The following is a 21,225-nucleotide window of genomic DNA, read 5'->3' as shown; positions in this document are numbered from 1 at the left end:
GGGCGGGCGGGCGGCCGCTTCCGATCACTCGATCTGGTCTTTCGTGTAATACCCGGACTCGATCAGCACCTGTTCCCAGTTCGACTTGTCAACCGGAACCGGCTCGAGCAGGTAGGACGGCACGACCTTGACGCCGTTGTCGTAGGTCTCGGTGTCGTTGATCTCGGGCTCGCCGCCCTTGATCATCGCATCGACCATGCCGACGGTGACGCGCGCCAGTTCGCGGGTGTCCTTGAACACGGTCGAATATTGCTCGTCGTTCAGGATCGACTTGACCGACTGAACCTCGGCGTCCTGGCCGGTCACGATCGGCATCTTCATGTCGCCCGACCCGTAGCCCACGCCCTTGAGCGATGACAGGATCCCGATCGACAGCCCGTCGTAGGGCGACAGCACGCCGTGAACCTGCTTGTCGGTGTAGTTGGCCGACAGCAGGTTATCCATCCGCGCCTGTGCCACCGCGCCGTCCCAGCGCAGCGTGCCGACGGTATCCATGCCCATCTGCCCCGACACGACCGCGATCGAGCCGTCGTCGATCAGCGGCTGCAGCACCGACATCGCACCGTCATAGAAGAAATAGGCGTTGTTGTCGTCCGGGCTGCCGCCGAACAGCTCGACGTTCCACGGCTTCTGGTCCGGAAAGCGTTCCTTCAGGCCCGCAACCAGCGAATTGGCCTGTTCCACGCCGACCTTGAAGTTGTCGAAGGTCGCGTAATAGCTGACATCGGGCGTGTCGCGGATCAGCCGGTCATAGGCGATCACCTTGATGTCGGCGGCGGCGGCATTGGCCAGCGCGTTCGACAGCGTGGTGCCGTCGATGGCCGCGATCACCAGGACGTCGACGCCCTTGGTGATCATGTTCTCGACCTGGGCCAGCTGGTTCGGAATGTCGTCCTCGGCATATTGCAGGTCGGTCTCGTAGCCGGCTTCCTCGAACTGCTTGACCATGTTGTTGCCGTCGTCGATCCAGCGGGCCGAGGATTTCGTCGGCATCGAGATGCCCACCGTTTCGGCGCTGGCGCCCACGGCAAGCCACGAGATTCCGATCGCCAGCGCGATCGCCGCGTTGCTGAGTTTCATGCGTTCCTCCCTGTGACGGCACTTGGCGCGGCCGTCTGTCATCCCCTGTCCGCCCGACGCTCATCGGGACGGCCAAGGAAAACTCTAGCAAGCCCGCGACATGCGCGTAAAATGACATCTCGAACAATCTGCATGACGGAAATGATATGTCACCGCCCGCCCAGCGCCTGACGCTGAAACCCGCCCAGCTGCGCCTGATCCAGCAGATCGCCGAACACGGCCAGCTTCAGGTCGCCGCCGAGGCCTGCGCGATGACCCAGCCCGCCGCCTCGCGGATGCTGGCCGAGACCGAGCGGCTGATCGGCGCGGCGCTGTTCCTGCGCCAGCCCAAGGGGATGGAGCCGACCGAGATCGGCCGCACCGTGCTGCGCCGCGCCCGCGCCATCCTGCGCGAGATGTCCAGCATCGCCACCGACGTGCGCGGCCTGCGCGAGGGCTATGCCGGGGCGGTCCGCGTCGGCGCGGTGACCGGGCCTGCCGTCAGCTATCTGGTCAGCGCGATCCGGCAGGTCAAGCAGGAGGCGCCGGCCGCCGACATCACCGTGGACGTGATGCCCTCGCGCGAATTGCTGACCCATCTTCTGGCCGGCGAGATGGATTTCGTGCTGGCCCGGATCCTGCCCGACTTCGACAGCCACGACTTCAACATCCTGCCGATGCGCGACGAGGGCGTGGCCTTCCTGTGCCGGGCCGGTCACCCGCTGGCCCGCGCGCCCCGCGTGACGCTGACCGAACTGGCCGACTGCGAATGGGTGATGCAGCAGCGCGGCGCCCCGATCCGCGAGGCGGCGCTGGCGGCCTTTGCCGATGTCGGCCTGCCCGAGCCGGCCAATATCGTCAACAGCCCGTCGCTGCTGCTGACCATGGCCTATCTGGCGCAGGGCGACGCCATCGCCGCGGTCTCGCAGGAGGTTGCGGACCTGCTGATCCAGCCGCCGATCGCCGCGGGCTTTGCCCAGCTGCGGCTGGCGCAGGACCTGCGCGTCTCGGCCTATTACCTGCTGGACCTGCGCCGCCGGCCGCTGTCGCCCCTGGCGCTGCGGCTGCGCGACCGGCTGGCGCAAAGCTCGGCCAGCGCGATGCGCGAGGTACTGCCCGGGCGGGGCATCCGGGCCGACCGCGACCAATGGGCCATTTGAGGACGGCCCGTTTCGTGGCAAGTCTGGAGCATCCGCGCGCCACAGCGGCCGGGGCGTGCGACCTTGGGGAGGGCCAGCGGGGAAGGACAGCCGATGCGCGACCGCGATCATGTCGCCGAGATCGACCTTGTGCTGCGCGGTCAGGCGACCGGGCGCGACGGGATCGTGTCCGACAGCTGGCGGCGCTGCGTCGAGCATTACGGCCTCGACCCCGCCCGCCCCTCGCCCGCGCATATCGTCACCGATGCCGAACTGCGCAGCCACCGCGAGCAGTCCGAACGGCTGATCGCCATAGCCCGTTCGGGGCTGGACGCGCTGTTCCGGCAGGTGGCGGGCCAGAACTACGTGCTGCTGCTGGCCGATGCCAAGGGCGTGACGGTGGACTTCTTCGGCGACACCCGCTTCGAGGACGATCTGCGCCGGGCGGGCCTCTATCTCGGCTCGGACTGGTCCGAGCATCTGGCCGGCACCTGCGGCGTCGGCGCCTGCATCGTGACCGGCGAGGCGGTGACGATCCACCAGACCGACCATTTCGACCTGCACCACACGCCGCTGTCCTGCACCGCCGCGCCGATCTTCGACACCTCGGGCCAGCTGGCCGCGGTGCTGGATTTGTCGCTGCTGCGCTCGCCCCAGCCCAAGGCCAGCCAGAGCCTGGCGATGAACCTGGTGCGCGCCTCGGCCCGGCGGGTCGAGATGGCGAACCTGATGGCGATGACCCGGCGCGACTGGGTGCTGCGGCTGTCGGCCAGCCCGGAATTCCTGGAGGTCGATCCCGAAGCCGCGATCGCGCTGGATCCAGAGGGCCGCATCATCGGGCTGACCCATGCCGCGCAGGCGGCGCTGGGCGGGTCCCGACCGCTGCTTGGGCAGCGGCTGGACCAGCTTCTGGAACTGGGCGTCGACGATCTGCCCGACCTGATGCGGGGCCGGCCGACCGAGGATCGGCTGGTGCGGCTGCGCGACGGCCGGTCGCTGTTCGGCCATGCCATCGCGCCGCAGACCGCGCGCCTGCCGCGCGGCCTGCCGCTGCTGCCGGGCGGGTTGTCCAGCCTCGCCGGCGCCGATCCGGCGATGCAGCGCATGCTGTCGCGCGCCGCGCGGCTGGCCTGCAGCGGGGTCTCGCTGCTGATCGGCGGCGAGACCGGCACCGGCAAAGAGCGTCTGGCGCGCGCGATCCACATGTGCCTGCCGCGCCCCGCCGCCTTCGTCGCGCTGGACTGCGCCGGACAGGACCCCGCAGCCCTCGCCGCGCAGGACTGGACCGCCGGGGCGACCGGCACGCTGTTCCTGCGCCGTGTCGACGACCTGTGCCCGGAGGCGCAGGCCGTGATGCTGCGCCAGCTTGCCACGACGCGGCTGCGGGTCATCGCCACCAGCCGCGGCGATCTGGGCCAGATGGTCCGCGATGGCAGCTTTCGCGCCGATCTGTTCTTTCGCATCGCCGGTGCCGCGCTGCACCTGCCGCCATTGCGGCTGCGGCAGGATTTCGACTGGCTGGTGGATCGGCTGCTGCGCGGCGGGGCCACGGACGGGCTGCGCCTGACCGCCGCCGCCCGATCGGACCTGCGCGGCCGCGACTGGCCGGGCAACCTGCGCGAACTGGCCGCCACGCTGGACACCGCAAGCCTGCTGGCCGAGGGTCAGGTGATCGACCAGACCGACCTGCCACCCGCGCTGCTGGCCCTGCCCCCGGCAGCCGATCCCGACGAGGATCTTCGGGCCATCCTTGACGCCTGCGGCTGGAACATGGCCTGCGCGGCCCGCCGGCTTGGCGTGAACCGGTCCACCGTCCTGCGCCGGATGCAGCGGCTGGGGCTGACCCCGCCCGGCTGATGCTGCGCGCCGCGTTGCGCGCCGTGTTGCGCGCCGTTGCGCCTGCAACGCCGGACCGGCCCGCTGCCGAATTTCCGCGCCGCGGCGTCGGTTTTTCCTGTCGCCACGCCCCGCCAGCCCGCAGCCTGCCCGTGGGAGCATCACCAATGGGAGGACAACATGCTGGATTCCACCGTCACCGACCGCGCTCAGGCGGTCATGGACGAGTTCGGGGCGGCGCTGGAGGCGGGCGACATCGACCGCGCCGCCTCGTGCTTCGTGACCGATTGCTACTGGCGCGACCTGGTCAGCTTTACCTGGAACCTTCGCACGATGGAGGGGCAGGACCAGGTGGCCGACATGCTGCGCGCGCAGCTGGGCCATGTCAGGCCGACCGGCTGGGCGCTGGACCCGGCCGAGATCCCCGGCGAGGAGGACGGCATCATCACCGCGTGGTTCCGCTTTGAAACGGCGGTCGGGCGCGGCTGCGGCCTCGTGCGGCTGCGCGACGGGCGCATCTGGACCCTTCTGACCGCGCTTCAGGAACTCAAGGGCCATGAGGAAGCCAAGGGCTTTTCCCGCCCGCTGGGGGCCAGACACGGCGCCGGCAAGAACCGCCAAAGCTGGCGCGAGGAACGCGAGGCCGAGGCCGCCGAACTGGGCTATGACCGCCAGCCGCATACCGTCATCATCGGCGGCGGACAGGGCGGCATCGCCCTTGGCGCAAGGCTGCGGCAACTGGGCGTGCCGACGATCATCATCGAAAGGAACGACCGCCCCGGCGACAGCTGGCGCAAGCGCTACAAGTCGCTGTGCCTGCACGACCCGGTCTGGTACGACCACCTGCCCTACATCAAGTTCCCCGAGAACTGGCCGGTCTTCGCGCCCAAGGACAAGATCGGCGACTGGCTGGAAATGTATGCCAAGGTCATGGAGCTGAACTACTGGACGCGCAGCAGTTGCACCCGCGCCAGCTATGACGCCGACAAGGGCGAATGGACCGTGGTGGTGGACCGCGACGGCCAGCAGGTGACGCTGCACCCCAGGGAACTGGTGCTGGCCACCGGGATGTCGGGCAAGCCGCGCATCCCCGATTTTCCCGGCATGGACCGCTTCAAGGGCGACCAGCATCATTCCTCGCAGCATCCCGGCCCCGACGCCTATGCGGGCAGGAAGGTGGTCATCATCGGCTCGAACAACTCGGCCCATGACATCGCGGCGGCGCTGTGGGAACATGATGCCGACGTGACCATGGTGCAGCGGTCCTCGACCCATATCGTCAAGTCCGACAGCCTGATGGAGATCGGGCTGGGCGCGCTGTATTCCGAACAGGCCGTGCAGAACGGGATGACCACCGAGAAGGCCGACCTGATCTTCGCGTCGCTGCCCTACCGGATCATGCATCAATGGCAGATCCCGCTGTATGACCAGATGAAGGAACGCGACAAGGACTTCTACGAGGGCCTTGAAAAGGCGGGATTCAGGCTGGACTTCGGCGATGACGGCTCGGGGCTTTTCATGAAGTACCTGCGCCGCGGATCGGGCTATTACATCGACGTCGGCGCCAGCCAGTTGATCATCGATGGCGAGGTCAAGCTGGCGCATGGCCAGGTGGCCGAGATCACCGAGACCGGCGTTCTGCTGGACAGCGGCGAGGAACTGCCCGCCGACCTGATCGTCTATGCCACCGGCTACGGCTCGATGAATGGCTGGGCGGCCGACCTGATCGGGCAGGACGTGGCCGACAGGGTCGGCAAGGTCTGGGGCCTCGGCTCGGACACGACCAAGGACCCCGGCCCCTGGGAGGGCGAGCAGCGCAACATGTGGAAACCCACCCGGCAACAGGCGCTGTGGTTCCACGGCGGCAACCTGCACCAGTCGCGGCATTACTCGCTGTATCTGGCCCTGCAACTGAAGGCGCGGCAGGCGGGCATCCCGACGCCGGTCTATGGGCTGCAAGAGGTGCATCACCTCGGCTGACCCCCCTGCCCGGCGGCGGGGAACGTCGCCGGATTTCCCCCCACCGATCGCGCCCCGCTGCCGGCCCCCGTGCCGGGGCGGTTGACGGGCCGGCCCTGCGCCGGGCCCGGCCCATCACCACGACATGAGGACATGCCATGAAAGCCCTGCGTTTCCACGCCGCCAAGGATCTGCGGATCGAAGACATCGCCGCCCCGCCCGCGCCCGGCCCCGGCCAGGTGCTGATCCGCAACACCTATTGCGGCATCTGCGGAACCGACCTGCATGAATATGCCTATGGCCCGATCTTCGTTCCGAAAGAGCCGCACCCCTTCACCGGCGCCAGCGGCGCGCAGGTGCTGGGCCATGAATTCGGCGGGGTGGTCGAGGCGGTGGGCAGCGGCGTCACCCATGTCGCGCCCGGCGACCGGGTTTCGGTGCAGCCGCTGATCATGCCGCGGGCCGGCGACTACTATGCCGATCGCGGGCTGTTCCACCTGTCGGACCGGCTTGCCCTGGCCGGGCTGTCATGGCATTCGGGCGGCATGGCGCAAAAGGCGTTGCTGAACGATTACAACGTCGTGCCGATCCCTGCGGCGCTGTCGGACGAGGCCGCGGCGCTGATCGAGCCTGCCGCCGTCGCCGTCTATGCCTGCGACCGCGGCGGCGTCTTTGCCGGCTCCAGCGTGCTGGTGACGGGGGCCGGACCCATCGGCGTGCTGACGCTGATGGCGGCCCGGGCGGCGGGCGCGGTGCGGCTGTTCGTGTCGGACCCCAACGAGACGCGGCTGGCGCTGGTGCGCGACCTGCTGCCCGAGGTGCTGACGCTGAACCCCGGCCGGACCGGCGTGGGCGATGCGGTGCGCGCCGCGACCGAGGGCGGAGTCGGCTGCGACGTGGCCATCGAATGCGTGGGCAACGAACATGCGCTGAAGGCCTGCCTTGACGCGGTCCGCAAGCAGGGGGTGGTGGTCCAGACCGGGCTGCACCCGCATGACAATCCGCTGGACTGGTTCGCGGTCACCTTCAAGGATGTCGATATCCGGGGCAGCTGGGCCTATCCCACCCATTACTGGCCGCGCGTGGCGCAGATGATCGCCTCGGGCGCGCTGCCGGCCGAGAAGGTCGTGACGCGCCGGATCGGGCTCGACGAGGCGGTGACCGAGGGCTTCGACCGGCTTCTGGATCCGGCCGGCACCCAGCTGAAGATCCTGATCGACCTGTCGCGCTGACCCCGCCCTGACCCCGCCCTGACCCCGCCCGCGCCTGCCCGCGGCCGGGGCAGCCAGGCCCGCGGATCGCGGCGGTACGGCTTTTGTGCCCTGCCGTCGCCAACAATTCTTGACCCCGACGAGCAGCAGCGTATCCTTGCGGGACGTGTGGGAAAAGCTGAACAGCCTCGGTATTTTGGTGTTGAGTGCCGGCAGGATCTGCCGCTTCGCGAGTGCCGCTGACAGATGATCGATTTGAGCTTGCAGCCCGGTCGCCTCTGCCCCGCCTTTCGCGCGGGCCAGAATTTTGTCTGGATGTATCCCGCGATCGGTCACCGCACCGCCATGACCACGCTGGAGAACGGCGTCACCTCGGGCCATGCCGTGACCCTGCTGACCGGCGATCCGGGCAGCGGCAAGTCGCTGATGCTGCGCGCCCTTGCCGCACGGTTCCAGCAGGATGAACGCATAGCCTGGATCGACGGCGCCGACGACGAGGGCGAGGATCCCTTCGCCGCCGAGCCCGAGGCCGAGGCCGGCGACGAACTCTCCGCCGATCTGCGCCAGTTCCTCGACGAGGGCGGGACCGCCCAGCCGCGTGGGTTGCTGATCGTGGACAATGGCGAGGAACTGTCGGATGCCGCGCTGGATCAGTTGCGCCGGCTGGCCCGGCTGCATGAAGAGGGCGCCCTGCGCGTCCCCATCGTCATCGCCGGCCTGCCCGAACTGCGCGCGCGTCTGGCGGCGCAGCCGCGGCCGGGGCTTTATGACCTGATCCGCGGGCAGGCGCATCTGCCGGCCTTCCGGGCCAGCGAGACGGCGGGCTATGTCGCGCATCGGCTGGTCAATGCGCAATGCCCGTGCCACGAGGGCGTGTCGCCCTTCGACCAGGCCAGCCTTCAGGTGCTGCACCAGGCCTCGCAGGGGGTGCCGGGCGTGCTGAACCAGATGGCCCAGATCTGCCTGCGCGATGCCGACGCGGCGGGGCTGTCGCGGATCACCGCGGCCTTTGCCGAAAAGGCCCTGCGCGATGCGCGCGACGGGCCGGCCGGCATCGCAGCCCGGTCTGGGCAGCCCCCACAGCCCGGAACCGGCGCCGCAGCCGACCTGCCGACCGCGGCCGGGCGCGACAAGGCGGGGGCGCCGGCGCGGGATTCCGCGCCCGTTCCGCTGTCGGCCCCCGCCACGCTGCCCGCCCCCGTCACGCTGCCCGCCCCCGCCACGCTGCCCGCCCCTGTCACGCTGTCGGCCCCCGCCACGCTGTCGGCACCGGTCGCGCTGGCCGCGCCGATCGTGGCGCCTGCGGGTCCCGCCGACCTGCCCCCGCGCCAGCCCCTGCCGTCGGCCGCGGCGGCCAGGCCCAGGCCCGCCCCGCCGCGCGCAGCGCCGTCAGAGGGTTCGGCGCCGCCGCGGCGGTCGCTGCGCTTTCTTCTGATCTCGGGCACCCTGGCCGCGGGCGTCACCGGAGGGCTGCTGTGGTATGGCGCCCAGGGCCGCACCGACGCGCCCGCCGGGATGGCGACGCCGGAGGGCGCCGCGCCGCCCCCCGCCGATGCGCCCGCCGATGCACCCGGTGCCCGGCCCGAGCCCTTGGAAGAGGCCCGCGCCCCGGGCCCGGACAGCCTTCCGCCCGCCTGGATCGACGATTCCGCGCCGATGCTGCGCATCTCGGGCGGTGCCGCCCCCCCCGATGCAAAGGCGCTTCTGGACCAGGGCCTCCAGATCGGCCGGTTCCGCCCGCAACTGGCCACCTTCCACTATCAGCGGGCCGCGCTGCGGGGCAATCCGCGCGCGGCAAGCTTTCTGGGCCAGGCCTTCGAGATCGGCGACGGCGTGCCAGCCGATGCGCGCCGCGCGCTGGCCTGGTATCGGCTGGCCGGCAATCTGGGCGGCGCGCCGTCGCGGGTCGCGGCGCTGCAGGACGTCGCGGCCGGACCATCGACCCTGCCCGCCATTCCCGTCGCGCAGGTCCTGTTCGCGGATGGCGGGGTCGAGATCCACTGGCGCGCACCACGGGACGAAAGCCCCGCGCGTTTCGCGGTCGAATATCTGCGCGACGGCGAGGAAGCGATGCCGAACCGGCAGGAAACCGACCTTTCGGCGATCCTCCTGGACGGCCCCGTCCACAGCTGGCGGATCGCCACGCTGGACGACGACGGCAGCGAACTGGCCTCGACCGGCTGGATCTACGCCGTGCCGCCTCCCGGCTGACGCGCCGCCCCGCAGGCAAGGCGCCGGCGGAACGGCGCAGCCATCGCGGCCATCCGCCCGCGAGGCCGCGTCAGCAGCCCATCACCTCGCAGATGCTGCGCCGATAGGCCGCGTTCGCATCGCTTTCGGCATCGCTGCCGGTGCTGGCTGCGGGAACCGGCGCGGTGCAGTTGGCCACATAATCGGGCGCGATGCCGCGATTGACGCAGGCGCCGATGTCCCAGCCCGGCGGGATCGCGCTCAGGTCGACATCCTTCCATTTCGGATGGCCGTTCGCCTTCAGGTCGTCGATCCGCGTCAGGATCAGCGAGGACAGGTCCGACACCGCCTCGCAGGCCGCGCGGTGATAGGCATTGCCCCGCATGTCGTATTCGAAGGTCATCAGCACCGCCTTGACCGCGACGAGGTCGAGGGGTTCGGTCTGGAAGGGATAGGTATTCGCGGGCAGCGTCTTGGGCGTGTAGACGCTGCGCAGCGTCTCGTTGCGGATCGGCAGCAGGTGGAACTTCGCGGGGTCGATCTCGCCTTCCGCATAAAGCGAGGCCGGCGCCCCGGCCACATAGATGAAGGCATCGACCTCGCCCGCCTTCAGGGCGGCCAGCCCCTCCTGCGGGCCCAGCGTCCGCGTCTCGGACGGCTTCAGCCCGGCCAGCGAGAGCATCAGCGACGAGGTCAGGAAAGTGCCGCTGTTCTCGTTGCCGATCCCCACCCGCTTGCCGCCGAGCGCGCTGAAATCGGGAATGTCCCTGGTGGCGAGGATATGCACCTCTTCGTCGTAAAGCGGGAAGGCGATGCGCACCCCCCGGATGGTGCGCGCCACCACCGGGTCCTGCCCGGCAAAGGTCTGCATGTATTCCAGCACGTCGTTCTGGACGATCCCGAACTGGGTGAAGCGACGCTGGCGCACGGCCAGGAAATTCTCCAGCGCGCCGGCGGATTCGACCACGCCCATCTGCTTGCCGCATTGCGACATCAGCCCCTGCATGTCGCGCCCGAACTGGATGTAGGTGCCCGTCGGCGAGCCTGTCATGATGTTGATCTGCGGCTCTTGCGCGTGGCCGGGCAGCAGCGACGCGCCAAGCAGCCCGGCGACCAGGGCAAGCCTGCGGAAAAGAAACCTCACTCGCATCCTTCTCTCCTTCATCGTGATGCGCGGCAATGTCGCGCGGGCGTTCAGCAGGGGTCGAGCCGAGAGACAAGCGCCAGCAGCGCCTGGCGGTTGATCGGGTTCTGCACCGCGGCCAGCGCGTCGGGCGCGCAGGCCCCGGCGACCAGCAGATCGCGCAGCCGCGCGCGCGCCGCCGGATCGTCCGGCAGGCCGGGCGCGGTGGCCAGCACCGCGCCGACATCAGCCGGCGCGCGTGGCCGCGCGGGCGCGGGCGGTTCGGCGGGCTGTTCGGCGGCTGCGGCCTCGGACGCGGCCTCCGATCCGGCCTCGGATGCAATGTCGGGGGCGAGGTCGGGCGTCGCCGCCGCGGCCGCCGGGATCGCCTCGGCAGGCGCCGGCGCCGCAGCGGTCGGCGTCGTGGTTTCGGCCGCCAGGGCCGCGCGGCGTTCCTCGAGCGCGGCGACCGCGCCGCGCAAGCCCTCTTCTTCCCCGGTCAGGCGGGCCAGTTCGGCCTGCCGCGCGGCCACCTCCTGAGCCAGCCGGTCGCGTTCGGCCCCCCGCTCGCCGGCCTCGGCGATAGCGGCCTGCAGCCCGTCGCGCTGTTCGGTCAGCGCGGCGATCTCGTCACGCAACTGCGCAGCCTGCGTCTGGCCGGTCTCGGCCTCGTCGCGCAATTCGGCAAGGCTGGCGGTCAGCGCCGCGATCTCGCTGCGCAGCGGCTCGGCCTGCCCGGTCAGTTCGGCCAGTGCGGCCTGCTGCTGCTGCGCCGCCTGCCGCGCGCCATCGCCTTCGGCCTGCATCGCCGCACGATCCGCGCCAAGCTGTTCGATGCCCGCACGCAGCGCCGCGGCCTCCTCCTCAAGCGTCGCAAGCTCGGCGCGGCGCGCGGCCAAGGTCTCGTCCAACTCGGCGGCCTCGCCCTGCCGGGCCTCGAGCGCGGCGGCCAGACGGTCGCGTTCGGCGGCCAGTTCGCCGCTGGCCTCGATCTGCGCCTGCATCTCGTCGCGCTGGGCGGTGAGGCCGGCGATCTCGTCGCGCAGCGCGCCGAGTTCGTCGCGCAGGGGCTGTGCCTCCTCGGTCAGCCGCGCCAGTTCCGCCCGCGCGGCCTCGGCCTCGGCCTGCGCCGCGCTGCGGTCGTCGGCCAGCCCGGCGATGGTTGCCTGCGCCTCCTCGGACTGCGCCTTCAGGGCCTCGTGCTGCTGGCCGGCTTGCGCCAGTTGCTGTTGCAGCGCGGCAAGCCGGGCCTCGGCCTCGGCGACCTGCCCGGCGACCGCATCCAGACCCGACCGCGCCTCGCCTGCCTCGGCAACCCCGGCCTTCAGGGCGTCACGCTGCCTGGTCAGGGCCGCGATCTCGCTGCGCAGGTCCTCGGCATCGGCTGCAAGGGCCGCCTGCGCCTGCCGGCCCGCCTCGGCGTCCGATCCCGCCTGCGTCCGCTGCTGCTCGAGCGCTGCCAGTTCCGCCTGGGCCGCGGTCGCGGCCTCTTGCGCGGCCTGCGTCTCGGCGGTCAGGCTGTCGCGGTTCGCGGCAAGCTCGCGCAGCGCCCCCTGCAACGCGGCCTGCTGCGATTCGAGTTCGGCAAGCTCGGCGCGGCGGGCCTCGATGGTGCCGGCCATCTCGGCATTGCCGGCCTGCGCCTCGGCATCGGCGCGCTCGGCTTCGGCCTGCCGCGCGGCGGTGTCGGCATTGGCGGCGGCCAGTTCGTCGCGCTGCGCCTCGAGGCCGGCTATCTCGTCGCGCAGGGCGGCGATGCGCGCCTCGGCCGGGGCGACCTCGTCCAGAAGTCCGGCCAGCTGGTCGCGCGCGGTCTGCGCCCGTGCCTCAAGCTGGCCCACCTCGTCGTCCATCGCCGCGATGATCTGGCGCAGCGAATGTGCGCGCTGCGAAGGATCCTGCTGTGCCAGCGCCGCCGGCGGCACCACAGAAACAAGTAGACAAAGCGCCGCTGCCGGGCCTGCTGACCAATTCACACGCACCACCATTACTCCCCAGACCCAAATCATGCCAAACGGACCGGTCTTGTCAATGTTCATGGTCAGGAGATGGCCCCGCATGGCAGGGCCGCACGGTGCGGCGGTCAGGCCTTCGTCGCCCCGACGGGCGGCGTCTTGGTGCGGGCGCGGATCTGCGCCTCGCGCCATGTGATATAGCTGATCGCGGCGATCATCATGGCACCGCCCAGGATCACCCAGCCATCCAGCGGCTCGGCAAAGACGAAGACGCCCACCAGGCTGGCCCAGATCAGCTGCAGGAAGGTGACGGGCTGGGTCACGGTCAGCGGCGCGGCCGCGAAGGCGCGCGTCATCGTGTAGTGGCCAAGCGTGGCGAAGACCGCGACCACGCCCAGCCACAGCACCTGCGACAGGCTGGGCGGCACCCAGACCGCAAGCGCCAGCGGCGCAAGGCCGATCGCGACGCAAAGCGACATCATCGCCACCACGATCGCCGCCGGCACGCGTTCGGACAGGCGCTTGGCGACCAGATAGGACGCGCCGAAGGCCAGCGAGGCGGCGACCTGCGACAGGTGGCCGGGATCGAGAACCCGCAGGCCGGGTCGCAGCACCACCAGCGCGCCCAGCAGCGCCACCCCGACCGCCGCCAGTCGCCGCGCCGCCAGCCTTTCGCCCATGAACAGCGCCGCCCCCAGCGTCACCACGATGGGGTTCAGAAAGCCGATGGCGGTCACCTCGGCCACGGTGATGCGCGACATGGCATGAAACCAGGCGACGACGGCCACGACATGCAGCCCGCCGCGCAGCGCGAACATCCGCCAGACCGGCGCCGGAAAGCCGCCGCGCAGGGCCGGGGCGATCACCGGCAGCAGGAAGGCAAGCCCGAACAGGAACCGGATGAACGCCGCCTGCGGGGCCGGCAGCGCGCCGTCCAGCCCGCGCACGATGCCGTTGACCGCCACGAAACACAGGCCGGTGGCCAGCATCCAGCCGATGCCGATCAGGTCCCGCCGTGTCTCGCGTTCCATTTGCATGACCTGCAATCTGCCGGTTTCCGCCGCCGGCGCAAGCCCGGTTCAGCCAAGCGCCAGCCCGGCTGCGATGGACCACATGACCCAGCCGACCCCGAACTCCAGCCAGCGCCAGGCCGCGGGGCTGGCAAAGACCGGCGCCAGAAGCCGCGCCCCATAGCCCAGCGCGAAGAAGAACAGGAACGAACCGCTGATCGCGCCAAGAGCGAAGCCCGTCGGCCAGGCCGTCTGCTGCGCGATCGCGCCCAGCAGCACGACCGTATCCAGCCAGACATGCGGGTTCAGCCAGGTCAGCGCCGCAAGCGCCGCGATCGTCGCCGCCAACCCCGCGCCGTCGCCCTCGGGGCGCAACCCGGCGCCGCCGCGCAGCGCCGCCCGGAAGGATCGCGCGCCGTATGCGATCAGGAACACCACGCCGCCCCAGCGCATCGCCTCGGCCAGCCATTGCCAGCGCGTGCCCAGCATCCCCATGCCGCCCACGCCCAGAAGGATCAGTGCCGCATCCGACACGGCGCAGAACAGGCAGACGGCCAGGACGTGCCGGCGCATCAGCCCCTGCTTGAGGACGAAGGCGTTCTGGGCGCCGATCGCCGCGATCAGCGACAGCCCCGTGCCCAGCCCGGTGAAATATGACGTCATGCGCACCTCCGGGCTTGCTGATCGCGCCGTTCAGGCGTCAAGTGAAGTGAATTCACCTTGTGCCGATGAAGCGTTGCTAATGTTCGACTATCCCGCCCTGCTGGCCCTGTCCGAGATCCTGCGCCGCGGCTCGTTCGAGGCCGCGGCGCAGGCGCTGTCGGTGACGCCCTCGGCGATCTCGCAGCGCATCCGCGGGCTCGAGGATCGGCTCGGCACCGCGGTGATCGACCGTGGCCCGCCCCTGCGTGGAACCCCCGCCGGGCTGCGCCTTGCCGCCCATCTCGATCAGGTGCGGCTGCTCGAGGGCGCGCTTGCGGGGCCGGGCGGGGACGCTCCGCCGGTAATCCGCATCGCCGTGAACGCCGACAGCCTCGCCACCTGGGCGATGGCGCCGATGCGTGCCGCGCCGGGCCTCATCGATCTGGTCATCGACGACCAGGACCATGCGCAGGGCTGGCTTCGCTCGGGGCTGGTGGCCGCCGCGATCACCGGCGAGGGCCGCCCGGTCGGCGGCTGCGACAGCCACGGCCTTGGCGCGATGCGCTATCGGGCGACCGCCAGCCCTGATTTCGCGGCCCGCCATTTCGCCGGCGGCATCGATCCCGACAGCCTCGCCCGCGCCCCGGCCCTGGTCTTCAACGGCAAGGACGCGCTTCAGGACAGATGGGTGCGCCGAGTGACGGGCCGGCGCATCGCCCTGCCGCAGCATCGCATCCCCTCGACCCACGCCTTTGCCGAGGCGGCCCGCGTCGGCCTGGGCTGGGGAATGAACCCGGAAGGCCTGGTGGCCGCGGATCTGGCCGCGGGGCGGCTCGTCGACCTTGCGCCGCATTTGCCTCTGGACGTGCCGCTGTTCCTGCAGACGGCGCGGATAACCGCCGGGGCGATCGCGCCGCTGACCCGTGCGCTGACCATCGCCGCCCGCGCCGCGCTGCGTCCTGCGGGGCCGGCCGGAGATGCCGGCTGAGCCCGGCCGACGGGGCGCTTGGCCGACGGGGCGCTTGGCCGACGGGGCGCCGCCCCCGGATGGCGCGGTTGTTTCGGGACGAGACCGGCAACCCGGGGTCCCGCGGGCGCGATGTGCCGCAGGGGGTCCGGGGGGGCCGGGGGGGTCCGGGGGGCGTGGCGCCCCCCGGCAACCGCCCCCGGCAAGGAGCCGCGCAGCTTACAGCTGCGCGGCCACCGACTCGCTCAGGTCGAAATTGCCGGTGACGTTCTGCACGTCGTCGTCATCCTCCAGCGCGTCGATCAGCTTCATCAGCTTCTGCGCCGTCTCGACATCGCCGATCTCGGTCGGGGCCTGCGGCTTCCAGATCAGCTTGGCCGTCTCGGATTCGCCCAGCGCCGCCTCCAGCGCCGTCGAGACCTCGTTCAGCGCCGTGTCCGCGCAGTAGATCCAGTGGCCCTCCTCATCGGTCTCGACGTCATCCGCGCCCGCCTCGATCGCAGCCAGCATCACCGTCTCGGAATCGCCGGCCGCCAGCGGATACATGATCTCGCCCACCCGGTCGAACATGAAGCTGACCGATCCGGTCTGCCCCAGATCGCCGCCCGACTTGGTGAAATAGCTGCGCACGTTGGACGCCGTGCGGTTGCGGTTGTCGGTCATTGCCTCGACCACCAGCGCGATCCCGTTCGGGCCATAGCCCTCGTAGCGGATCTCCTCGTAGGTTTCGGCATCGCCGCCCATCGACTTCCTGATCGCCCGGTCGATCACGTCCTTGGGCACCGACTTGGCCTTCGCCTCCTTCACCGCCAGCCGCAGCCGGGGGTTCTTCTCGGGGTCCGGGTCGCCCATCTTGGCGGCCACGGTGATTTCCTTGGCGAGCTTGGAAAACAGCTTCGAGCGGGCGGCATCCTGCCGGCCCTTGCGATGCTGGATATTGGCCCATTTCGAATGGCCTGCCATGATCGGTCGTCCTTCGCAATGCAGATCAGTTCCGGATTCGGGCGCTTTTAGTCCAGCCCGGCCCGCCATCGCAAGGCGAACCCGATCGGCCGGCCCCGCGTTGGTTCCGTCGGCCCCGCACCCGCCAGAAAGGAACCTTCCCCGATGAGTTTCGCGCAGATCGCCCTCTTCTCCATCTTTGCGGCGATGATGGTGCTGATGTTCTGGGGCCGGTGGCGGCATGACCTGGTGGCCTTCGCCGGGCTGATGGCCGCGGTGCTGGTCGGCATCGTTCCCGCGCAGCAGGCATTTTCGGGCTTCGGCAACCCGGCCACGATGGTCGTGGCGCTGGTGCTGATCGCCACGGCGGGGCTGACGCGGTCCGGTGCGGTGTCGCGGCTGACCCGGATGCTGGCCTCGGATCGGCGCAGCCTGACCGGGCACATCCTGCTGTTCTGCGGCGTCGGCGGCCTGCTGTCGGGCTTCATGAACAACATCGCGGCGCTGGCCATGCTGATGCCCATCGACCTGCAGGCCGCGCGCAAGGCGGGCCGGGTCGCCGGGCTGACGCTGATGCCGCTGGCCTTCGCCACCATCCTCGGCGGCATGCTGACGCTGATCGGCACCCCGCCGAACCTGATCGTCTCGGGGTTTCGCGCCGAGGTCCTGGGCGAGCCTTACCGGATGTTCGACTTCCTGCCGGTGGGCGCCGCCGTCGCTGTGGCCGGCATCGCCTTCATAGGCCTCTTCGGCTGGCGCCTGATCCCGGTCTCGGGGCGGGGCGGGCCGGTCGGCGCGGCGGATGGGGCACGCCGCTATCTCGCGCGGCTGGTCGTCACCGAGGCCAGCAGCCTGGCCGGCGCCAGCCTTGGCGACGCCCGCGCGGACGCGCTGAAGGCGGGCGTGCGCATCATCGGGCTGATGCGCCACGGCCATGCCGTCTCGGACGATCCCGATGCCGCGATCCTCGCGCCGCAGGACGTCCTGCTGCTGCGCGCCGCCCCCTCGTCGCTGGACGAATTCCGCGCCGCCGACCGCCTGGCCTTTCCCGACGGCCGGCTGGAGCCGCGCGCCCGCAAGGATGTCGAGGGCCAGAGTCTGCTGGAATGCCTGGTGCCGGTGGGCGCCGACATCATCGGCCGCTCGGCACAGTCCTTCGGGCTGGTGAACCGCTATGACAGCGTGCTGATCGGAATGCGCCGGCGGGGCGTGGCGCTGCGGGACGCGCTGCCCCGGCAAGAGATCGCGGCCGGCGATCTGCTGCTGCTCTTGGTGCCCGAAAGCCGGGCCGAGGACGTGCTGGCGGCGTCGGGGCTGCTGCGCATCGACGGCGGCAGCCTGCCGGTCCAGCGCGACGGGCACATGCGCACCGCCATCGGGCTGTTCGCGCTGGCCGTGCTGGCGACCAGCCTGGGACTGGTCAGCATGCCGATCGCGCTGGGCGTGGTCGTGATCGGCTATGTGCTGACCGGGGTGCTGTCGATCAACGAGATCTACGACCATGTGGACTGGCCGGTAATCGTGCTGCTGGGCGCAATGATCCCGCTGGGCATCGCGCTGGACGAGACCGGCGGCACCGCGCTGATCGCCAGGCTGCTGGCCGGGCTGACCGAGGGCTACCCGGCCTGGATCGCGCTTCTGCTGCTGATGGTGACGACGATGTGCCTGTCGGACATCCTCAACAACAACGCCACCACGATCATCGCCGCGCCGGTCGGCATCCGCCTGGCCGAAGAGCTGGGCGTGCAGCCCGACGCCTTCCTGATGGGCGTGGCGGTGGCCGCGGCCTGCGCCTTCCTGACCCCCATCGGGCATCAGAACAACACCCTGATCCTCGGGCCCGGCAATTACCGCTTCGGGGATTACTGGCGGATGGGCCTGCCGCTGGAGATCATCGTGCTGGCCGTCGCGCTGCCGATGCTGCTGATCGTCTGGCCGCTCTGACGCTGCGCGCGCCCCCGCCGGAACGCGCAGTGGCCGAAACGGTAAGGGCGACCGGGGCGCAAGGCCCCGGCCGCCCGATCGGCGCCGCGATGGCGCATGGGTCAGATGCTGCCGCTGATGCCCAGGATGCGGCGCATCTCGCCGTCGCGGGTCAGTCCGCGCGCCTTCAGCTCTGCATCGGGGATGCGGTTCAGCCGCTCCAGCGCCTGCATCCGCGGGCTGGCCTCGGCCAGCATGACGAGAAAGCGGCCGATCGCCAGGAAGGGTGCGGCGAGGATCGCGGAGAGGCGGGGTGCTTCGGCGCTGCGGCCGATATTGGCGGTGGTAGCCATGGGAGACTCCTTCGTGCTGCTCAAGGTCGTTCCATCCCTGCCGCCAATCTGGGACCGGGCGACGATCCGCACAACCGCCGATGCTGCATGGCAGCATTGCAATCGCTTCAGGCCGTTATGGGGAACGCCCTGCGATCAGAGTGGCCAGACGAAGGGGATCACCGCCGCGGCGACCACCGCCATCAGCAGGTTCAGCGGCAGGCCGACCCGGATGAAGTCCGAAAAGCGGTAGCCGCCCGGACCATAGACCAGCGTGTTGGTCTGATAGCCGATCGGCGTGGCGAAACTGGCCGAGGCGCCCATCATCACCGCGACCACCAGCGGCCGTGGATCGACGCCCAGCTGCCCGGCCAGCGAGATCGCCACCGGCGTGACGATCACCGCCACGGCGTTGTTGGTCACCGTCTCGGTCAGCGCGGTCGCCAGCAGGTAGACCGCCAACACCAGCCCCCAGCTGGGAACCTCGGCCAGCGTCGGCGCGATCTGCGTGACCAGCAACTCCACCGCGCCCGAGTTCTCGAGCCCCGCCCCCACCGCCAGCATCGCGAAGATCAGCGCCATCAGCCGGCCATCGACGAAGCCCAGCGCCTCATCCGCGTCGATGCAGCGGGTGCCCAGCACCACGGCGACGCCCACGAAGGCCAGCAGCAGGATCGGCGCGACGTCGAAGGCCGACAGGATCACCACCGCCGCCAGCGTGGCGACCACGATGGGCGCGTGGCGGCGGCGATAGGCGCGGTCCGAGGGGGCGTTGACCTCGACCATCTCCATGTCGCTGGCCAGCCTCTGGATGTCGCCCGATGCCCCCTCGAGCAGCAGCGTGTCGCCGACCCGCACCACCAGATCGTCAAGCTGGCGGCCGATGTTCTGGTTCTTGCGATGCGCGGCCAGCACATAGACGCCATAGCGCCGCCGCAGCCGCATCGAGCCGAGGCTGCGCCCGACCATGTGGCAGCCCGGCGTGATCAGCACCTCGACGGTCGAGGTCTGGACCGAGCTGAGCTTGTCCACCATGCGCAGGTCCTTGTGGGTCTGCATGCCCAGCACCTCGGACATGGGCGTGCGCAGCACGATCCGGTCACCTGCCTCCAGTCGCACCGCCGCCAGGTCGCGGCGCAGCGAGGCGTCGCCGCGCAGCACGTCGATCACCCGGGCGGTGTCGCGGGTGAAGATGTCGACCTCGTCCAGGGCCTTGCCGACCAGCGCCGATCCCTCGGGGATGGCGACCTCGGTGAAGAACTTCATCTTGCTGCGCCCCGACATCAGCTGCGACATGGAATCGCGGTCGGGCAACAGGCGCGGCGCGAAGATCGTCAGGTAGATGATGCCCACGATCGCCATCGGCAGGCCGACGGCGGTGATCTCGAAGATGCCGAAGGGCGCCATGCCGGCATTGCGGGCCACGCCGTCGACCAGCAGGTTGGTCGAGGTGCCGATCATCGTCATCGTGCCGCCGAGGATCGACAGGTAGGACAGCGGGATCAGCAGCTTCGAGGGCGAGGTGCCCATCTCCTTGGCCAGCTGCATGAAGATCGGCATCATCACCACGACCAGCGGGGTGTTGTTGACAAAGGCCGACATCGCGCAGACCACGCAGGACACCAGCGCCAGCGTGGTCGCCGGACGTGCGGCCGCATGGCGCGCGGCCCGCTGCCCGATCCAGTCCAGGGCCCCGGTCCTGACCAGCCCGCCCACGATGATGAACATGAAGGCGATGGTCCAGGGCGCCGGGTTCGACAGCACCCCCGCAACATGGCTGACATCGAGGATGCCCAGCGCCAGCAGCGACACCGCCCCGAGGATGGCGGTCACCTCGGGCGGGTAGGTCTCCCGGATGAACAGCGTCAGCATTCCGGCGATGAGGACGATCGTGGTGACTGCGGACAGGGTCCCGGTCAGTTCAATTCCGAACATTCACATCTCGCGCTTTCGCCGGGCACCGGCAATCCGGCCGCATCTTGCGCCGATTCCGCGTCACGCTGCAAGGCGGCATGGCCTGCGGGCGGCTATGCGGCGGGCGGATGGGTGGGCGCCAGCCGGCCGCCCGCGCGCACGGGGTCGATCCGGCGCGCCAGCCCGCTGCGGTCGTCGGTCTCGACCAGCACGCCGCACAGGGTCGCCTCGCCGTCGGCGGGGGTGAACCGGTCGCGCGCCATGCCGGTGATGAAGCGGCGCAGCGGCTCGGCCTTTTCCATGCCGATCACGCTGTCGTAATCGCCGCACATGCCGGCATCGGTCAGATAGCCGGTGCCCCGCGGCAGGATCTGCGCGTCGCCGGTCGGGACATGGGTGTGGGTGCCCACGACAAGGCTGGCGCGGCCATCGCAGAAATGCCCGGTGGCCATCTTCTCGCTGGTGGCCTCGGCATGGATGTCGACCAGCGCGGCCTGCACCATGCCGCCGGGCGGATGGGCGCGCAGCACCGCGTCAAGCGCCGAGAAGGGATCGTCATAGGGCCGCGACATGAACACCTGTCCCAGCGCCTGCGTGACCAGGATCTTGCGGCCGCGCGCATCGCTGAAGACGCCGGCGCCGCGGCCGGGCGCCTCCCGGGCGTAGTTCAGCGGCCGGATGATCCGCGGCTCGCGGTCGATGAAGGCCATCATGTCCTTCTGGTCGAAGGCGTGATCGCCCAGCGTCAGGCAATCGGCCCCCGATTGCAGCAGCAGCTGCGCATGGCCCGCGGTGATGCCGCGCCCGCCGCTGGCATTCTCGGCATTGGCGATCACGAAATCGGCCCTGAGGCGGCTGCGCAGCGCGGCCAGACCCTCGCTGATCGCGCGCCGCCCCGCCCGGCCCATCACATCGCCCAGAAACAGAATCCGCATGATCGGGTGGTTATGACAAAGCCGTGACACGCTCAAGCCGGATCGACGGGCGGATGCCCGCAACTTGTGCAGGATGTGATGGAAACGC

General features: G+C 70.4%; 16 protein-coding genes. 7 read left to right on the top strand and 9 right to left on the bottom strand.

Annotated features, from left to right (window positions below; genetic code table 11):
* Positions 1–24 precede the first annotated feature (24 nt).
* Entirely contained in the window at positions 25–1,080 is a 1,056-nt protein-coding gene (gene chvE, locus Q5Y72_RS05335; RefSeq protein ID WP_305962353.1) for a multiple monosaccharide ABC transporter substrate-binding protein, read from the bottom strand.
* Positions 1,081–1,226: 146 nt separating this feature from the next.
* Here chvE and Q5Y72_RS05330 point away from each other — a divergent pair, with 146 nt between their 5' ends.
* From Q5Y72_RS05330 to Q5Y72_RS05310, 5 genes are all read left to right on the top strand, one after another.
* On the top strand, positions 1,227–2,219 hold the full coding sequence (locus Q5Y72_RS05330; RefSeq protein ID WP_305962352.1) for a LysR family transcriptional regulator: 993 nt from the start codon (positions 1,227–1,229) through the stop codon (positions 2,217–2,219).
* 93 nt (positions 2,220–2,312) lie between these two features.
* The gene (locus Q5Y72_RS05325; RefSeq protein ID WP_305962351.1) at positions 2,313–4,055 is read left to right on the top strand and encodes a sigma-54-dependent Fis family transcriptional regulator; all 1,743 of its coding nucleotides are present in this window, start codon (positions 2,313–2,315) and stop codon (positions 4,053–4,055) included.
* 159 nt (positions 4,056–4,214) lie between these two features.
* A complete protein-coding gene (locus Q5Y72_RS05320; protein WP_305962350.1) occupies positions 4,215–6,014 on the top strand; it encodes an NAD(P)/FAD-dependent oxidoreductase in 1,800 nt (599 codons plus the stop codon).
* Positions 6,015–6,151: 137 nt separating this feature from the next.
* Complete coding sequence (locus Q5Y72_RS05315; RefSeq protein ID WP_305962349.1) at positions 6,152–7,225, top strand: 2,3-butanediol dehydrogenase; 1,074 nt, start codon at positions 6,152–6,154, stop codon at positions 7,223–7,225.
* Between the two features lie 225 nt (positions 7,226–7,450).
* A complete protein-coding gene (locus Q5Y72_RS05310; protein ID WP_305962348.1) occupies positions 7,451–9,415 on the top strand; it encodes an AAA family ATPase in 1,965 nt (654 codons plus the stop codon).
* Between the two features lie 70 nt (positions 9,416–9,485).
* Here the strand turns inward: Q5Y72_RS05310 and Q5Y72_RS05305 are convergent, their stop codons facing one another.
* The 4 genes from Q5Y72_RS05305 to Q5Y72_RS05290 form a co-directional block, all read right to left on the bottom strand.
* Positions 9,486–10,544, bottom strand: coding sequence for a TAXI family TRAP transporter solute-binding subunit (locus Q5Y72_RS05305; RefSeq protein WP_305962347.1), 1,059 nt, complete (start codon positions 10,542–10,544; stop codon positions 9,486–9,488).
* Between the two features lie 44 nt (positions 10,545–10,588).
* Positions 10,589–12,442 carry a coiled-coil domain-containing protein gene (locus Q5Y72_RS05300; RefSeq protein ID WP_305962346.1) on the bottom strand — a complete coding sequence of 618 codons (1,854 nt, stop codon included), beginning with the start codon at positions 12,440–12,442 and terminating at the stop codon, positions 10,589–10,591.
* A gap of 158 nt (positions 12,443–12,600) precedes the next feature.
* Complete coding sequence (locus tag Q5Y72_RS05295; protein ID WP_305962345.1) at positions 12,601–13,503, bottom strand: DMT family transporter; 903 nt, start codon at positions 13,501–13,503, stop codon at positions 12,601–12,603.
* A gap of 48 nt (positions 13,504–13,551) precedes the next feature.
* The gene (locus Q5Y72_RS05290; RefSeq protein ID WP_305962344.1) at positions 13,552–14,145 is read right to left on the bottom strand and encodes a LysE/ArgO family amino acid transporter; all 594 of its coding nucleotides are present in this window, start codon (positions 14,143–14,145) and stop codon (positions 13,552–13,554) included.
* A 79-nt stretch (positions 14,146–14,224) separates the two neighbouring features.
* Here Q5Y72_RS05290 and Q5Y72_RS05285 point away from each other — a divergent pair, with 79 nt between their 5' ends.
* On the top strand, positions 14,225–15,112 hold the full coding sequence (locus Q5Y72_RS05285; RefSeq protein WP_305962343.1) for a LysR family transcriptional regulator ArgP: 888 nt from the start codon (positions 14,225–14,227) through the stop codon (positions 15,110–15,112).
* Between the two features lie 198 nt (positions 15,113–15,310).
* Here the strand turns inward: Q5Y72_RS05285 and Q5Y72_RS05280 are convergent, their stop codons facing one another.
* Positions 15,311–16,054 carry a YebC/PmpR family DNA-binding transcriptional regulator gene (locus Q5Y72_RS05280; RefSeq protein WP_305962342.1) on the bottom strand — a complete coding sequence of 248 codons (744 nt, stop codon included), beginning with the start codon at positions 16,052–16,054 and terminating at the stop codon, positions 15,311–15,313.
* A 144-nt stretch (positions 16,055–16,198) separates the two neighbouring features.
* On the opposite strand from Q5Y72_RS05280, the gene Q5Y72_RS05275 reads away from it, so the two are divergent.
* The gene (locus Q5Y72_RS05275; protein ID WP_305962341.1) at positions 16,199–17,977 is read left to right on the top strand and encodes an SLC13 family permease; all 1,779 of its coding nucleotides are present in this window, start codon (positions 16,199–16,201) and stop codon (positions 17,975–17,977) included.
* 101 nt (positions 17,978–18,078) lie between these two features.
* Here Q5Y72_RS05275 and Q5Y72_RS05270 read toward each other — a convergent pair whose 3' ends face one another.
* The 3 genes from Q5Y72_RS05270 to Q5Y72_RS05260 form a co-directional block, all read right to left on the bottom strand.
* The gene (locus tag Q5Y72_RS05270) at positions 18,079–18,309 is read right to left on the bottom strand and encodes a DUF1127 domain-containing protein (protein ID WP_305962340.1); all 231 of its coding nucleotides are present in this window, start codon (positions 18,307–18,309) and stop codon (positions 18,079–18,081) included.
* A 135-nt stretch (positions 18,310–18,444) separates the two neighbouring features.
* Positions 18,445–20,223, bottom strand: coding sequence for an SLC13 family permease (locus Q5Y72_RS05265; RefSeq protein WP_305962339.1), 1,779 nt, complete (start codon positions 20,221–20,223; stop codon positions 18,445–18,447).
* A 92-nt stretch (positions 20,224–20,315) separates the two neighbouring features.
* Positions 20,316–21,137 carry a TIGR00282 family metallophosphoesterase gene (locus Q5Y72_RS05260; protein ID WP_305962338.1) on the bottom strand — a complete coding sequence of 274 codons (822 nt, stop codon included), beginning with the start codon at positions 21,135–21,137 and terminating at the stop codon, positions 20,316–20,318.
* Positions 21,138–21,225 lie beyond the last annotated feature (88 nt).

The sequence above is a fragment of the Paracoccus spongiarum genome, assembly GCF_030732095.1.
Lineage (GTDB): Bacteria > Pseudomonadota > Alphaproteobacteria > Rhodobacterales > Rhodobacteraceae > Paracoccus > Paracoccus spongiarum.
Note: the sequence above shows the minus strand (reverse complement) of the source record. Positions and strands in the feature narration are given on the sequence as shown.

Coding starts and splice junctions, on each gene's coding strand:
- Q5Y72_RS05305 (WP_305962347.1), bottom strand. CDS start 10,544: ATGCGAGTGAGGTTTCTTTTCCGCAGGCTTGCCCTGGTCGCCGGGCTG.
- Q5Y72_RS05315 (WP_305962349.1), top strand. CDS start 6,152: ATGAAAGCCCTGCGTTTCCACGCCGCCAAGGATCTGCGGATCGAAGAC.
- Q5Y72_RS05270 (WP_305962340.1), bottom strand. CDS start 18,309: ATGGCTACCACCGCCAATATCGGCCGCAGCGCCGAAGCACCCCGCCTC.
- Q5Y72_RS05310 (WP_305962348.1), top strand. CDS start 7,451: ATGATCGATTTGAGCTTGCAGCCCGGTCGCCTCTGCCCCGCCTTTCGC.
- Q5Y72_RS05320 (WP_305962350.1), top strand. CDS start 4,215: ATGCTGGATTCCACCGTCACCGACCGCGCTCAGGCGGTCATGGACGAG.
- Q5Y72_RS05330 (WP_305962352.1), top strand. CDS start 1,227: ATGTCACCGCCCGCCCAGCGCCTGACGCTGAAACCCGCCCAGCTGCGC.
- Q5Y72_RS05260 (WP_305962338.1), bottom strand. CDS start 21,137: ATGCGGATTCTGTTTCTGGGCGATGTGATGGGCCGGGCGGGGCGGCGC.
- Q5Y72_RS05275 (WP_305962341.1), top strand. CDS start 16,199: ATGAGTTTCGCGCAGATCGCCCTCTTCTCCATCTTTGCGGCGATGATG.
- Q5Y72_RS05295 (WP_305962345.1), bottom strand. CDS start 13,503: ATGGAACGCGAGACACGGCGGGACCTGATCGGCATCGGCTGGATGCTG.
- Q5Y72_RS05280 (WP_305962342.1), bottom strand. CDS start 16,054: ATGGCAGGCCATTCGAAATGGGCCAATATCCAGCATCGCAAGGGCCGG.
- chvE (WP_305962353.1), bottom strand. CDS start 1,080: ATGAAACTCAGCAACGCGGCGATCGCGCTGGCGATCGGAATCTCGTGG.
- Q5Y72_RS05285 (WP_305962343.1), top strand. CDS start 14,225: ATGTTCGACTATCCCGCCCTGCTGGCCCTGTCCGAGATCCTGCGCCGC.
- Q5Y72_RS05325 (WP_305962351.1), top strand. CDS start 2,313: ATGCGCGACCGCGATCATGTCGCCGAGATCGACCTTGTGCTGCGCGGT.
- Q5Y72_RS05265 (WP_305962339.1), bottom strand. CDS start 20,223: ATGTTCGGAATTGAACTGACCGGGACCCTGTCCGCAGTCACCACGATC.
- Q5Y72_RS05290 (WP_305962344.1), bottom strand. CDS start 14,145: ATGACGTCATATTTCACCGGGCTGGGCACGGGGCTGTCGCTGATCGCG.